A 17,003-nucleotide genomic window follows, 5' to 3' on the forward strand; every position below is an offset into this window, starting at 1 on the left:
AACTCAACCTACGCCGTTGCAAAGTACATGTCTTATGACGAGGCAGAAGAAATGCTCAGCGCTATCTCTGGCCGAGCCAGCGACATTTAAGGATTACGTAACCCACTAAACAGCGTCACTGCGGGTCATAGAGGGAATTAAATACCCGTTTATCTTACGCACCAGGTTTTCTGGTACGTAAGATATAAAACTCAATTAAAGGCGCTCTCTTAGTGTAATTCGCTTTAAACCAAGCAACGCTACAAGCCACAGCATCCAGAAGACTGAACCGCCACCACTGCCACCCTTGCTCGTAGTGGGTTCAGTTACTGGTTCAGAAACTAAGCTGGCAACGCCCCCTGGATCAAGCACAGTACCATTAGCCTGGCCATCTGCATCGTTGGCACCGCCATCTTCTATTAGCATCATTAGACAGTTGTGGCCTTGCGTTAAGCCTGGTTGATAAGCAGTACTTCCAGGAGAAGGGCAAATGCCTGGCTCTCCTGCACTTGAATATAGTTGGTTATTGCTATCAAGTTCAAAGTTCTGCCAGCCGTATATTGGATCTAATTTACGATACACTGCTTCTTCAGGAATCGGTTCTATAAGCGGAATAACGAGTTGAATACTACTTCCAACTGGCAACACATTATGAATTTCGAAATCAAATAGGCCGCTGGCATAGTCGAATTCAGCATCAGTTTCTAATCCCATATCCCCCAGATTTAACGCACTGAGTAATGCGCCGCCATTAGGGTCCGTCATAGCGGCTGTGCCTAAGGATAGAGACGCTCCATATTCAACCTGCATTAGGTAGCGATATTCATCGTCACTGCCTACTCGGTGCTGCAACAAAGCTGAACCGTCAATAAAATCAAGGTAGTCAGCGATACCATCATAGTCGGAATCTAGTCGCCCCTCGACGAAATCATTGACTCCATCACCATCAGAATCGTCATTTGCCGACAATGTAAGATAGGTATCAATCACTCTAAGATTTATACGTGCATTTGAAGCTTTACTTGGCGTACCGTTGTCTGTAACACTCACTTCGGCGATATATACGCCTGTACTTAAATTGACCGGATCAAAGGTAAGCGTTCTTGAGTCGCCGTCAAGGTCTACTAGCTGGTTGTCGGTTTTACTCCAGTCAAATGAGTGTGAGTCAGCCGAATTTAAATCATCAACAAGCGCATGAATAGTCACCAAGCCTTCACCTGAACTGAGCGTTGTAAGCGCCAAACCATTTTGCTCTGCGGTCACGTTTAATCTAGGGGCAATATTCGATTCTGTAATCGTGATCTGATGCTGCTCGTTCGCACCTATCACCGCATTGACCGGATCATTAAATGTAACGATAAGCTGCTCATCACTTTCAACAATTTGGTCATCTAAGACTTCTAGTACTAGCTCGGCAGTCATGCCTTCGTCAAAAATGACGACACCGCTGACCTTAGTGGACTGCTCGGTGACATTTGAGCTAGTAAGTAAGTCGTAATCATTTTCGTTAGCTGTACCACCAAGACTGTAAGGAACAAGCACAGGGTAAACTGGTGCCTCCCCAGATAAGCTCAAGTTAACTGAAACACGATTGTTTTCACTTGTGACCTGAGCTTTGCTTAACAAAAGTTGCGGTATTATCTGTATAGACTGGCTGGCAATTGTTCTATTACCGGCCGAGTCTTCTGCGAGCCAGTTAACTATGTGATGCCCCGGTGGTAGGTGGGTCTCATCTAAATTAATAAGCGCGACACTTCCATCAACATTATCGCTTGCACTAATATTACTCATTGGCACTGCAGTTAATGGCCCATTAGACGCCAACGTAATTTCAGAAACCAAATCAATCACCGGCGCCTCAGTATCTGCCGCACTAAGGAATTCATCCAAATTCGTTATGCCGTCATTGTTAGTATCAAGGCTAGCATCTGCTGCATCATTTGGGTTGAGGTTGTGATCAAACTCCCAACCATCTGGAATACCATCCACATCGCTATCAGCGCTATTAGGGTCAGTTTGCGCAGCGAATTCCTCTCGGTTGCTCAAACCATCGTTGTCTTGGTCAATAAATGCATCGCTGGCATCTTGTGGGTCCAAGCCGAACTGGATCTCCCATACATCCGGCAAGCCGTCATTATCACTGTCTGCATTATCGCTTGTAGCAGACGTAACAAAACTAAGGGTGTCACTGCTAACCATTTCGCCAAGTAAATTATAAGCGTCTACACGAACATAATAATGAGTCGCAGGATCAAGGTTCACAAGATTCACTTGGTGACTCAGTCCACTATCTATATTGGCTTCTTTGTAAGATAAGTCATCAATCGCCGTACCAAAGCTTACCTGGCCAATTGCTTGATCGGTATTAGCCCATTCAACAAGCGCTGTGTTTGTTGAAATAAAGCTTGCGTCCGGCTGCGAGCTGAAAGCAGGCAAGGGTAGATCGATCAAGCTACCGGAGTTAAAAGAAATTGTTTGGAAAGATGTTTGGTTGCCCACAATGTCAGCCAACACATATCGTAGCTCATAGCTGCTATTGGGGATTAGCTCTTGAAGAAGAATAAAGTGTGCCAGCTTCTCGGATTGTGAGCCCGCTGCTTGCCAATCAGCAGAACCTTCAGGTCTATATTCTACAAATACAACCGACAATTCATCACTTACTAAGCTTAAGCTTGCAAGCTCACCGAAACTTTCAAGAACCGGTGTTGCGGTCAGAATTGGCGCAGTGTTGTCTGAACTTGTTGAAATACTTCTTAGCTTACTAGAGGCAACTTCGATAAGCGTATTAATTTGCTTGCTTGCTGTATATCCGTGATGATCAGTGGAATATGCCGTACAAGTATAGCTATTACCTTCCACTAAAGTGGTCAAAGTAAGCGTGTGTTTCTTAGTTGGTTTAGATACGTGCACTTCAAGCGTCGCGGCGGCGCTTGTACATACCAATCGCGCATCAGCGTTTACATCGGTTTCCCAGTAGACACTCAGCGTGGCACCGCTAAGTTCGAGAACCTCCACTTCCGACATAAAGTGAGGATCGCCTTGATGGCCTCTAACTTTACTGCGGAAGGACATAACCTCACTCATTGCAAGATTACCTTGCGCATCAGCGGTCTGAACTTGGAAGTAATAAAATGTATCAGGCTGTAAGCCGGTCACTGGCAAAGTATGCGAAGCCCTTAAACCGTTTTTACTTTCAATTTGCTCAAGTTCATCTATCGAAGTACCGATTACTAGACGAGTCGTTGCAGGCTCACTAGTTTTCCAGCGAATGACGACGCTTTGATGTGTAATATTCAGTATTAATGGGCTGCCGATAATAATGGGTGCCATGGTGTCTGGTGAGGCCAGGGTTGTAAAGGTTATCGGCGTGCTGATAGTCGGGCCGTTTCCATGCCTGTCTGTGGAAGATACCGTTAAGGTATATTCTGTTTCAGGTAAAAGATCTGCCAAAGGCATTGAGTGCTCTAAGACAAAACGTTGATCACTTACCACATGGTATTGGCTGCCATCGTTATAAGATACACCACTTGTTGATGCTTCATCCGTCGTCCAGATAACTGTCGCACTGGTATCGGAAATGTCAATAACCATTGGCATCAGTAAGATGTTCGGAGCGCTGATGTCGGGGGCGGGCAGGGTGGTGACAGTCATTGCCTGACTTGTTGTAGGGCCGTTAGCTTGCTCATCACTTACTTCAGCAATAACTGTGTACGCAGTATTCGGACTCAAACTTTCGATAAGAATTTGATGGCAAATCGCTAAATCCGAAAGAGTGAAGTGTTGATCATCAACATATATCGAGCCTCTAACCGGCTCATCTGCACACAAAGATAAGGTAAATTGCTCATGCGTTATATTTGATGCATAAGGGCCTTCTAGTATCAGGGGTGCCCGATAATCCGGTACAGCAAGCGTTGTAAAACTGGTACTTAGTGTTTCAGAGGCCCTGTCATCTTTATCTAATGAATGGACATCTGCCTGATAAAGAGTCTCGGGGCCCAACCCTGTCACGACGACGCTATGCTCAGTGCTTAGTGTGTCTGATTGATAACGTAAGCCGTTTGATAAATCTACAATGCTTGAGCCAGGTTTATCACTTGTCCATTCGATAACAGCGCTTGAGTCGGTGATATGCTTAACATAAGGACCAGCAATAATTGTTGGTACTGCAAAATCACTATGAATTAGCCAGATATCTTCACTGGTTTCCTGGGTAATAGTATGGCTAACATTGGTGATAGCGAACCCTGAACTTTCTGGAGGATTAACTGATATGCCAGTTTCTTGATTTGTAAATAAGCCGAATGCAAACTCACCATTACTGTCACTGATCGCATTACTGTTGATGCCATCACCAGTATTTTCCATGTAGTAGCTGATCGAATCACGCGTATATGCATGATCTACTCGCAATTTAACACCCGGAACAGCGACGCCGTTGGCATCGAGTGCTTTTCCACTTAATACTGACATTGGAATCGTTACATCAACTGAGGTATTAGCGAAAACACTAATATTTCTGGCAGCGTAATAAACTGCAGCATAATCGGGTACAGGGTAAGCCGTAACAACACCCTCGTCATCAACTTGATTCTGGGTCTGTAAGTAAGGCCTTAACTGATAGTTTCCAAAGGAAACTTTAAACTCGAAATAACCTTCGCTGTCGGTGAGAACGGGTGTGTCAGCAAGTTGACGATTACTCTGATTATGTGCGGTAATCATTGTATGGTCTATCGGGTTGCCCTGCTCATCTAACAGGTAGCCAGATAAAGTGAAAGGCTGCGCTAAAACGAAAGAATCAGCTGTATCCTGCGCAATGACATAATCACTAATTAGCGTACTACTAACAAGCTGATTGCCTAGCGGCGGCACAAAATTAATATCGGTACTTTGGTTAGTAAACAGCGCTATTGAAAACTCACCGTTTGCGTCACTCAAAGCATGTGTCGCAGGCGACTTGCCCTGACTCTCCAGATAGAAACCTTTGTCACTGTTTCCATTTTGCTGATACGCGATATGGCTAATTGTCACGCGCGTAGCGGCAACTGGTGCGCCATTTTTGTCGCTAACGGTTCCACTCAAAATGGCCATTGGCAAGATCACATCTTGAACCGTAGCAGACTCAACAACAATATTTTCTTCTGCAAACAACACCGTTGCAAAATCAGGTAAGGGATAGGCTGGTCTTGAATCTTCGCCACGACCAAAAGGGTTCAAATGAGGCTTAATTTTGTAGGTGCCTGCCTCAACCTGAAATTGATAAGTACCATTTTCGTCTGTATAAACAGCGCCGCCAACTTGGGCGTCATTTTCCTGGAGGTGCAAGCTGAGTTTAGTATTGTCTATAGGTCGACCCTGCGTGTCCTGCAAGACACCTGAAAGCGATACACCTTCGACTAAAGTGAAGTTTTGACGTGTATCTTCACTGATACTGAAATCCTGGATACTTGTCACAGCTAGGTCGTTGCGCGCTCCCGGAGGCGTAAGCATAATGTCGACTGGCTGATCAGTGAAAATCGCGAATTCAAAGTCGCCATTATCGTCAGATATCGCATTGCTTAAGGAGTCTGTCGCATAGTTTTCGAGATAGTAGTCCTGAGTCGTCGTAGAGAATTGATGTTGAATTGTTAGCGCAACGCCAGGCACTGCGTTGCCAAAGGCATCCACAGTCTTACCGGAAAGCAAAGCAAGTGGCAGCGTAATATCGAGAGAAGTATTCGCGCTAACCTGAATATTCTGCGGCTCATGAAAAATTGCCGCGTAATCGGGTACTGGATAAGCAGGAACTGCCGAAACGCTAGCTGAGTTAAACACATCGAGTAAAGGTCTTAGCTTATAGTTGCCCGGCGATACTGCAAATTCAAAATAACCCTGTGTATCAGTGAGTACTTTATTGCCCACCTGGTTACCAGTGCTCTGCTGATGCAAGCTTACTTGAACCTTATCGATCACGCGCCCCTGACTATCTTTTAGGTAACCAGATAAGGTCAGTGCGTCACCTATCAATGTAATCAAGTGAACGACGTCGCGACCAGCAATACTTATTTCCTGCAGGGTAGGATTGCTGAGGCCACTTTCTGATGGCGGAGTAACACCAATGAAATAATCGCCAGCACTCATATTTTCAAATAAGTACGCACCGTCCGACGATGTAGCCACAGAACTCAGATATTGTTTCTGACTATTATAGATTGCTACTTCGGCTCCTCCAACGGGGCTTCCCTCACCATTAACTACACCACTTAAGCTAATACCAACTAATTCCGGTGGCGGTGGTGAAATAATTTCGGGGACATCACATGCATCGCCAATACCATTAGCGTCACGATCACTCTGATCTGCATTGGGTATTAGTGGACAATTGTCATTTTCGTCAAGTATTCCATCGTTATCGAAGTCATTTTCGATAACGATAGGCGCATCACAGGCATCACCAATCCCGTCGTTATCACTATCAATTTGATCCGGGTTAGGTGTTAATGGGCAGTTATCGACTCCGTCAAGTACACCGTCATTGTCATAATCGTCGTCTGAGATAAGCGGAACATCACAAGCATCGCCAACACCATTGCTATCACGATCAGCCTGATCGTTATTCGGAATCAAAGGGCAGTTATCGCTTTCATCTGGAATACCGTCCCTGTCGTAATCAGCTAGGGCCGGGGTATCGCAAACATCACCAACTCCATCATTATCACTATCAAGCTGGTTAGTGTTTGGAATTAACGGACAATTATCAACATCATTCAGTATGCCGTCGTTATCATAATCATCGTCAGATACTAAGGGGGCGTCACAAGCATCGCCAATACCGTTATTGTCGCTATCAGCTTGATCAGCATTTGGAACCAATGGACAGTTATCGTTGTCGTCAAGTACGCCATCATTATCGAAGTCATTGTCATTATTATTCGGCGCATCGCAGGCGTCACCCAAACCATCGTTGTCGCTATCAGCTTGATCAGCGTTCGGCGTGGTCGGGCAATTATCAACATCATTCAGTATTCCATCGTTGTCGAAGTCATTGTCGACCAATACAGGCGGGTCACAAGCATCCCCGGCACCGTCATTATCACTGTCGATTTGGTCTGGGTTTGGCGTAAACAGGCAGTTATCCACATCATTACTTACACCGTCATTATCAAAGTCATTATCGAAATGAAGCGTTGTAAAGCTAACAATCTCACTACTAGTTTTCTCACCAAGGATATTAAATGCATCAACCTGCAAGTAATGCATGGTATTAGCTTCGAGATTCAAAAGCTCCAGGCTGTGATTGCTGAGGCTACGATTATCTGAACGAAGTTTAGTTAAATCACTGTCGGCCTCACCATAGCGGACATTGCCAGTAGATGGTTGGACGGTACTCCAGCTGACCGTAGCACTATGCTCGCTGATATTACTTACAACGGGCTGCAAGCTAAATACCGCGTCTGGAATCGTTCCTGGTGCGATAGTTTCAAAATATCCTAACGGGCATTGAGCACTATTACCCGCCACATCAGTTAAAGTGATTTGTTGTTCGTACTCCGTTTCGGGAGTCAAGCCTGTAAGTAGCAGAGAATCTTGTGTAGATAAATTGATTGTGCCACTTTCTAACCAGTCAGCCGCGCCAACGGGGCGGTAATTAAGCAATGCGGTAGTCAGCTCACTTGAAGACCAAGTAAGTTGTGCCGAATCGACATAGCCCGTTGCGGAGGGTTCACCGACACATTCTGGGGCTTCTGTATCTGGTACAGCTGCCGTTGAGCCTCTTAGCGGCGCACTAACTGTATCGCCTGTGATATCCGAAGAATAAACATTACAAGAATAAGTCGTATTAGCAGCTAAGCCCGTTAAGGTTAACAAATGGTGCTTGACTCTCTGCGGATCGCTTATTTCATAAGTGACTTTTTCAAGCGGTGGCGTTGGAGGAGGGCTTGGCAGCTCAGTCTCACCATCGAAAGCTATATTAAGTAGAAGGTTTGGTGAACCATTTAAGCGACTGATCAAACCTGTTGAAGCATATCCAGTCATACTCGAAGCTACTTCAGCCGGCGAAGCATCTGGGTGAGCCTGCAAATAGAGTGCTATCGCTCCGGCAACATGTGGTGTTGCCATTGAGGTACCACTAATAGTATTGGTACCGCCATTGCTCCAAGTCGACGTAATATCTGAGCCTGGCGCGAATATATCAATACATGCTCCCCAATTTGAGAAGCTTGAGCGGCTATCATATCGAGTTGACGACGCAACTGTGATCGCAGCAGGTACTTTATTTGGCGACCCGGAACAAGCATTTATATTTGAATTACCCGCCGCTACAGCAAAAGTAATTCCAGCATCAATCGCCCGGTTTACTGCAGCATCTAGTGCCGCTGAATTTCCGCCACCAAGACTCATGTTTGCTACAGCAGGAAATTTAGCATTTGCTGCTACCCAATCAATACCTGCAATTACGCCCGAAGCTGTTCCTGAACCATTACAATCAAGTACTCTAATCGCTGTCATATTTACATTTTTTGCAACACCCCAAGTGTTGCCACCAACGGTTCCAGCAACGTGAGTACCATGGCCATTACAGTCAGAAGCGTCTGCGTCATTATCAATGAAATCCCAACCACTTGTAGCTCGACCTGCATAATCACTATGCGAAGTAAGTATACCCGTGTCGATGATATAGGCATTTACACCACTACCATCTAGCTCATAGCTATAGGTGGTATCAAGCGGCAAAGCAGTTTGATCGATTCGGTCAAGGCCCCATGTCGCACTGTTTTGCGTTACGCTAGCACTCATTACCTGATCTTGCTCTATCAAAAGTACGCGAGGGTCGTTGCGAAGATTCTGTAATTCTTCAGCTTTTATTTTTAGCACAAAACCAGGAACTGAACTGGAGTATTGGCGCACCGCCTTCGCTTTGACTTTGTTAGATATATCAGTAGCCAATGCCTGAACTGATGCCTTACGCTGCTCAGGAGATTGGTTTTTAGAGAGCCCGAAAAACTGCGGGCTGATCGGTGAAGGGGAGTATATGCTGCGATTTCTGCTTGAGCTCTGCGTTGCGTTTTCGGGCTCTTTTAGTAAAACGATGTATTGTTCTTCAATTGACCGGGTTGGCGCAGCAGCAAAGTAGGGTGCAATTTGCGAAGAGCTGGAGAATGTTGTTGCTTGCTCAAACTCGCTAACAGCTTGCTCAGCCTCACAGACTAACCGGCTATCAGCATCAAGATTTGTTTTCCAGCTAACAGTCAGCGAATCAGTACTGGCATTTTCTATGACTGGCTCTGCTACAATTTCTAGTGTAACGGGCGCAACACCGGGTAATAAGGTTTTAAATGAAAGCACATTACTGGTAACGGTATTATCAGAAAGATCTGAAGACTCGACCCTAAAGTAATATCGGGTGTCGGCAGCAAGGTTGAAAACAGGAACGCTGTGTTCAGTAGAAAATCCATTTAGAGTAAAAGTCTGATCTAGGGACTCTTCGCTTAGCCCCAGACGAACCGTACGAGATGAAGACTCGGTAGTTGACCAAAGTATGTCTGCGCTGCTAACTGTAATATTTTCAACAATAGGCCCTGCGATAATTTGAGGTGCTGTCGTGTCAGGCAAAGCTAAAGTAGTAAATTCAACAGGCGCGGAAATGCTCGGCCCGTTCCCGGCTGCATCAGTGGAAGACGCCCTTAAGACATAAGTAGTATTAGCATCTAGACCACTTAAATACATTTCATGCGAACGAACCAAGGACTCGCTTTGAAGCGTATTAGTGCTATTCCCGTCCGTATAGGAAACACCACTATCTGCTGCTTCGTTAGTCGTCCAGCGAACGATTGCGGTCGTTTGGCTTATGTCACTTACGATGGGTCCAGTTATTTCAGGTGCAGAAATATCAAGTTCAAATAGTGTGGTTACCGTTTGTGGTGAGCTTAATACAGGCCCATTTCCAGCAATATCGGAGATAGCAACAACAACTGAATACTGCGTACGCGGTGTAAGGCTAGGTACAACAAGTTGGTGACAAGTAGCGGCACTATCAAGGGGAAAATCGCTGCTGTCTTCCGTGCCGACGGTGACGACAGTAACAAGAGCTGTTACCGGCTCATCAGCGCAAAATGATACGGTAAATTTGTCATAGTCTATTGAGCTAATAGTTGGTCCGGTGACAAAAAATGGTAAATCGGAATCGGGTAAGGGGGATGTTCTAAAGTTAGCTGGCACTTGCTCAGAACTTAAGCCATTATCATCAATTGAAAATACAAGCGTCTCGTAGGCAGTATCAGCTGATAAGCCGCTTAATACTACAGAATGATTAGTCGTTAGATCTTGGCGGGAAAATGTATCACCTCCGCTAATTACGACCGTGCTATCGGATTCCTTATCCGTCACCCACTCTACGACTGCAGATACGTCACTTATGTTTTTTACGAATGGACCCGAAATAATTTTCGGCGGTATTAGCTCGGTTGTTGGGTTTGACTCCGTTGTAAAACTTATCGTCTCACTAATACTTTGCTCACCTTCAGAATTGAAAGCATCTACCTGAAGAAAGTAAGTTGTTTCTGCTTGCAAGTTATTAAGCGCGATAGCGTGAGCGGCGGTAAAGTTGAAATCGGATTCAAGCTGGTTCATTTCGTCAGACGTGAGGCCATAACGAACTTGACCTGTTGATGCCTTTTCTGTTGACCAGTTGACGATTGCGCTAGACGCGCTAACATCACTAACGAAAGGCTGAATTGTAAATAAGGGGGCAGGGAGCTCAGGTGCACTAGCTTCAGTTCCAGAGTTAAACTCCGCTATAGCGCAATCAGCACTATTACCTACAGCATCAGTCAAACTTATTTGATACTCATAATTGGTGTCAGGTAATAGCCCGTTCAGTAATTCTAGTCCCGTCTCTCTTAATTCTGAATTCGCCTGCTGACTCCAAGTACTTGCTCCTTTTTCCCTGTAGTTAAGGCTTATTACTGCTAGCTCACTGCTTTCCCAAGTGACTTCGGCAAAATTAACAAATGCTTGGGCTGTAGGTGGTGTTATACAGTTTGGCGGGGTTGAATCTACAAATTCTGTACTTAAAGCACCAATCACTTTGCTAGCAATAAAACCTTCTATGTCCGTCGAATAAACCACACAGCGATATGCAGTATTAAACTCTAATCCAATTAGAGTAAGAAGATGGTTTTTGCTTAATTCTGTTTTATTTACCTCGCTAATCCCGTTCACCGATTCGCAAATTAGACGGCTATCTGAGTATCGATTCGTTTTCCAACTTAAAGTGATGCTGTTACCCGTCAAACGCTCAATAACAGGCTGTGAAATAATTTCAAAACCATTAGAGACACTTTGCGATTGGGTCGTAAAAGAAGAAACGTTGCTATGAACTTGATTTCCGCTTAGGTCGCTTGATTCGACTGAGAAGTAATAAGTACTCGCAGGTAAGAGATTAGTGACGCTCAATTGGTGCTTTGCAGAAAAGCCGGGAGATGATTCGACACGGCTTAGGTTATCAGGCTCTGTGCCAATGGACACAACAGAAGATGATGATTCATCGGTACGCCAGCTAATCATCGCGTTAGTGTTTGATACATCTTCAACTAAAGCACGCCCAATAATTAATGGCGGTTCAGTATCGGAAGTAGAAGCTGTCTGGAACTGGATCTCCCGAGTTTGTGTTGCTCTATTGCCAGCGGCATCATTTGAGGCAACGGTTAAATTATATAGCGTATTAGCACTTAGCCCTGTAATCTGAACTGAATGATCGCTTACAAGCTCAGTGTTATTCTGAACCCGGTAACTAATACCATCGTTAAATGAAACTGCACTGCTAGCCGCTTCGTTTGTCGTCCATTTCACTACAGCTACTGTATCTGAAATATCAGTAACCGTTGGCCCGGCGACGATTAGAGGAGGGTTCAAGTCTGCCGCTGCTAGCGTTTTAACTCTACTAATATGGCTCTGAGTTGGGCCATTACCGCTAATATCAGTAACTTCTACTGACACCGCATAGGTCTGATTCGAGTTTAGATCACCTACAGTCAAGTTATGGCAGCGAGAGAAGTCATTAAGTAAATACTCAGCTCCGTCAACGATAAACTTTCCTTGCACTGGCTCATTAGCACAAAAAGCCACCGTAAACTGGGTTTCTCCGATAGACGTCGCTGCTAAAGGTTGGACAAACTGTGGCGCTAATGAGTCAGCACTAATACTTTGAGTGGTAAAGCTTAGAACTTGCGTTTCAGAACTATTGTTTTGTGCGTCTCGTGTCGAAATATTTACGTCATAATCGGTGTTTGAATCCAGGTTATTAATAACAACGCTATGTTCTGTTAGAAAACGGTTATTTTTAAAAACCGCTCCACCAACCACTTGAACTGTACTTCTAGCCGGTTCATCGGTCTGCCATTCTATTACCACAGATTGGTTGCTAATATTTTTAACATAAGGCCCGGCAATAGTTTTCGGTATTATGCTATCAAGTAGAACTAGCTCCTGGTCGAGACTAAGCGCGTTGTTAAGGGCAAGATCAGATCTTACAAAGGTCGCAAAGCCACTTTCGATTGTTGGAGTATAGGTAAGGTCATACAAGCAGTCAGTGCTGTCTGGGTAAAAACCGGATTCAATACAGGTATCACTAGGGAACAGCAACATAACATAGTTGCCTTCAGCATCTGTACTAGCACTACCACTGGCATGATCCAAACTACGTGTCGATAACTGAAGTAGGGGGCCTTGCTCAGGACCGTGCCAGACCGTGCTGGTTTCGATTGATACATTGGGGATAGGGGCTTTATTAGTATCAAGTACCTTGCCAGACAGGACAAGAAAATCGAACTGTAAATCACGTATTGTATCTACATAAACTTCAAAATCTTCGGATGAGATAGCTACACTATTTGGCGCACCAGAAAGCGAAACATCCGATGCTATAAAAGAGGCTCGAAGCACATAACTACTAGGCGAAACATCCCATTCATAGGCGCCATCTGAACTAACTTTTTGGGTGTCTCCAATTTGAAGAAAAGTATCATCTTGCAATACTTCAAAGAGAGTTACGCTCGCACCATCAATTAAGTTTCCCTGATGATCTTTCACTACGCCACTAAGGCTTGCTGCATGCACCACAAGTGAAAAAAATGCTAGGAAAAAGCTTAGGACAAGCGTGAATCCTCTGCCTTTCATAAAACCCAATAGTTTTTTACACATGCAGCATCTCCAGACAGAAGAGAAGTTCTTAACAAAAAGAAAATTTGATAAAACAAAACAAGGTGGAGCAGCTAAATAGTATAGCTCGTTTTATCAACTTCACTATTTCAGTGAAACCAACATACCTCGACTGATTGCCGTAGAGGCATTATTCCCAGCATTCATCGTCGCAGATGCCCACCAATAACTCATTACACACTTTGTTCCGCTTTTGTTAACAACTATGTCACGGAAATAACAGTCAATAATGCAAAGGAACTGAATAGGTCACACATATAAGAAGTGTTGCTACATTATTGTGCCGATGGTAGTGCGTTTTATTAGCAGAGTAGAACACATGATAACGAAGCGAATCACCATATACATAACCACGATCTATTTAACATAATATATATTATGCGCACTTATATATTCTGGTGAAGCGTAATTGACTGGTACTTGTGGGTGAGCAACTAAAGAACTAAACTTTTGCAACTAAAAAGCTAAAATTACAACTATATCTATAAATTGGGCAAACTAACTTATGAGGGTGCTTTTTTCAGTTAAAGCAGTTTTTGATATTATCTGGATTACCAATATTCGAGTATTTTGATTTTGAATGTGCATGTTTTACAACGTATGGTGTGTTCTCAAGTATGCACTAAAAGGGATTCTCTTTTTTTGCTGAGGAGGTGCACTTTTAATACAAAAGTGCGTTATAAACAGCGCTTCGCCAAAGCGTGTTTTAATAAGAGTACATAAATTACCAAGAATTACCTATCAAATTGGTAATTACCACCGGCTGGGGTAATTGAAGGCAAAACTCTTGTAAGTGCCTTTTTTTACTGCAGGCTTTGACATTTTATTTATATAATCCTTAGTAGTAACACCTCTATAGAATCAAAAGTAAAGTGTATAAATTCTGTTTATAGCCCTATAATCCGTTAAATTCCCATTATTACGGATTTTGTTTGCAAGGTTGATTTATGCCTAAAAATGGACAAGCTCGTGTACCCTCTTTAGACGAACAGCATCATTTATTCGAAGTTATTCTGCAAAACCGTCATCCAGAGAAAAATACTGCAATTATGCAAATCAGTTTCAAGCTCGGATTGCGAGCGCAAGAGATTGCTTTGCTACAAATAAAAGAGATTGCACAACTAACTTCTCGTTGCGACTTCACATTACTTCAGGTGATGACCTTACCCGCCTCGTATACGAAAGGCGCTGATGCCATGAAACGCTCAAAGAGTAAATATGAGCGCAAAACCATCAGCTTTAAGAAGTCAGCATTTGATCAAATGATACGTCAAGTTGAAAAACTGGTTCAGGTAGGTGCTGACGTAAACCCTGAAGATTTCTATCCTCCTGTGAAACAACATAAAGGTAAATCCCGTGATCTTCCCATGGTTGATACTGATTTGAGGCGGGCTCTTACTGAGTATTTACAAATTCGTATATCAAAAGAATCACACCTAAAGCCTGGTGATCCACTCTTTATCACCCAGAAAGGTGGCCCCTACTCTCCTAATACACTTCAGGAACATATGGCTCTCATGCTCCGAAATTGGGCCGGGATCGAGAAAGCAAGTTCACATAGTGGTCGCCGTTCACTGATAACAGATGTGATCCATAAACAGAAGAAGTCAGTTAAAGTGGCTCAGAAAATTGCTGGGCATGTAAACGCCTCAACAACTCTTATATATGAAGAGCCGCCAGAGGAAATGCTTAATGATGCGCTAAAAAATCTGAATAAGAATTAACAAGCTGTTCGTTAAGGAATAACAATACAATTTAACCCAAGATAACGCCCTATTCATTTAGTAATCTGCTATACAATAAGATCGATGACTGACATAGCTCGAAAATGAGCCTTCATAGAACTCGAAGTAATTACAGCTATGTATCGCCGCCATTCAAAAAAGGAAGAGCCTTAAGAAAGTTGCTTCTTAAGCCTTATCTCTCGAGGAAGCTCAGGGCTTCCCCCGAGCTGCTGCTGCGCTAAACTCTGGACTACTATTTAGCTTTACGACGCGCAAACCCCATAGCTAGAAGCCCGAGACCTAGCAGCGAGTATGTAGCTGGCTCAGGAACACTAACCGCTTTAAAGTCAAAGGAAAAATCAAAGCTAACGAAATCCCCGGAAGCAATGCTAAAAGGACTTAATCCTGCCATATCAACTCGGATACCGTGGTCTGAAAACGATGTATCAAAGCTATATAGAGAATGGCCTGTAACTTGTGAAAAACCTGAAATTACTGCTGAAGAGTCTACAACAGAATCCATATTTAGAACTTCCCAGAAATCACCATTTGATCCAGACCAGTCCCACTGAGTCGCTGAGCTATTAACCAGTCCAATTGAGAGCTCGTTGTCCGACAAGTTGATAAAATGACTTACTCCAAAACCATACCCACCTGTGCGCGTCTCACTCCCTGCCCCGACAACGGCTGATTGTGTGCCAAACCTGTCTTTAATATCTACCGTATCTCCAATTAATCCAGCGTTAGCTGTTGTAGAGCTGATTACTAGAATACCGGCTGCTAGACCGCATAGTAACTTAGACATAAACAATTTCCTTGTTAAATTCTGCCGACACACTTCACCGGCAATAGATTGACGTACGTAAAAAATGGACGTCCATTTAAACATCATTCACTAATGCAATCCGTGACTCATGTAGCATAAGTTTACAAAAAATTACATGATGTTAACGCTATGACTTAAGAGAGCTATTACTAGCCTAATTTGACCAAAGTAAACAAAAACCGCCAACGTCCGCTTTCAGAAAGATAAAGACACAGGTATTGGTAATTATCTAGTACACCTCTTAAAACATCATCAACATCTTCGGGAATGGCTCTTTCATATTTTTCTATTTGATGGTACTTTTTTAAGCCCAAAAGTTTTCTGATTCTAGTTTGAGGTACTCCCGAGAGCATTAGATGCACTGCAAAGCTATGTCTAAAGGTTTCAGCGGTTATATTAAAGGGGGAGCCTCCCGAACGTTCGACCAGTTTATGTATATGACGATTTACAGTATGTCGATCCACACCGAAAAGTCTTTGATTGTGTTTAATTTGGTTTCCAATAATGTAAGACTCAATACGATCTTTTAGATCCGAATCTTTAATTGAGATAGATCGAGATGAGATCATTTCTTGCTGAGCTTTTGTGGGCCTCCCAGCCCTACTATGAAGCCGCTTCAAAATAACACTTCCTGACCGTTTAAAGCTTTCACGCTTTAAACCTAGAACTTCAGAAACAGTTGCTCCAGTACTCCACATTAAATCTAACAACAACCTTCTGGGTAAATATTTTTCATTATTAAGTAGCGTCAATATCTCTGGCTTTACCAAATATCTTGGGTACTTACTATCAATGTTGAAGAGCGATGCTCTATGGTCGATTAACTCATTCCAAGTGTAAGAGCATAGGTAACCTGAAGTTTCACGGTTTTGCGCAAAAACACGGTATTCAAATAACTGCTTTGGTTTTTCAAATAAGTGTTCCATTTTTGCCTCCTAATTTTGGAGCAAGTTAAAGGTAATTATAGCCACTATTTTTAGCCAAACAGCACTCTTACTAGAACAAATAACCATTAGAAACAAAGGTATAGTAACTATGTACCAATGTATGGGTTATTGGTGCAGAAATACAGGCTATTTTTATGTGTTGTTTACCACGTAAAATAACAGTCTCTTCGGTCTACTGAGGATGTGTACATGACGCGAGAGCAGCTAAGATTAGCGCGACTTGTCACCGCTGAGAGTTTAGTGCCACAACAACATACCAACGGTCGCGCATTTCGCACGGCGGTCGAATGTCGCCTCCAAGCAATGATCAAATATCCCGGTGCCGCT

4 protein-coding genes are annotated in these 17,003 nt (G+C 43.6%); 1 reads left to right on the forward strand and 3 read right to left on the reverse strand.

Annotated elements, in window-relative coordinates; translation table 11 throughout:
* Positions 1–195 precede the first annotated feature (195 nt).
* Positions 196–13,161: a thrombospondin type 3 repeat-containing protein gene (locus A3756_RS28595; protein ID WP_068553003.1), complete on the reverse strand. Its 12,966-nt coding sequence runs from the start codon at positions 13,159–13,161 to the stop codon at positions 196–198.
* A 965-nt stretch (positions 13,162–14,126) separates the two neighbouring features.
* Here A3756_RS28595 and A3756_RS04735 point away from each other — a divergent pair.
* Positions 14,127–14,903, forward strand: a complete 777-nt coding sequence (locus A3756_RS04735; protein WP_068515018.1) for a site-specific integrase — start codon at positions 14,127–14,129, stop codon at positions 14,901–14,903.
* A 253-nt stretch (positions 14,904–15,156) separates the two neighbouring features.
* On the opposite strand, the gene A3756_RS04740 is transcribed toward A3756_RS04735, so the two are convergent.
* Both A3756_RS04740 and A3756_RS04745 read right to left on the reverse strand, forming a co-directional pair.
* Entirely contained in the window at positions 15,157–15,708 is a 552-nt protein-coding gene (locus A3756_RS04740) for a PEP-CTERM sorting domain-containing protein (RefSeq protein ID WP_068515024.1), read from the reverse strand.
* Between the two features lie 170 nt (positions 15,709–15,878).
* Positions 15,879–16,655 (reverse strand): tyrosine-type recombinase/integrase, encoded by a 777-nt coding sequence (locus A3756_RS04745; RefSeq protein ID WP_068515027.1) that lies wholly within the window; start codon positions 16,653–16,655, stop codon positions 15,879–15,881.
* Between the last annotated feature and the right edge of the window lie 348 nt (positions 16,656–17,003).

Source organism: Oleiphilus sp. HI0086 (genome assembly GCF_001635225.1).

What these genes read in the sequence shown, in the direction of transcription:
- A3756_RS28595 (WP_068553003.1), bottom strand. Translation starts at nt 13,161, where the DNA reads ATGTGTAAAAAACTATTGGGTTTTATGAAAGGCAGAGGATTCACGCTT.
- A3756_RS04735 (WP_068515018.1), top strand. Translation starts at nt 14,127, where the DNA reads ATGCCTAAAAATGGACAAGCTCGTGTACCCTCTTTAGACGAACAGCAT.
- A3756_RS04740 (WP_068515024.1), bottom strand. Translation starts at nt 15,708, where the DNA reads ATGTCTAAGTTACTATGCGGTCTAGCAGCCGGTATTCTAGTAATCAGC.
- A3756_RS04745 (WP_068515027.1), bottom strand. Translation starts at nt 16,655, where the DNA reads ATGGAACACTTATTTGAAAAACCAAAGCAGTTATTTGAATACCGTGTT.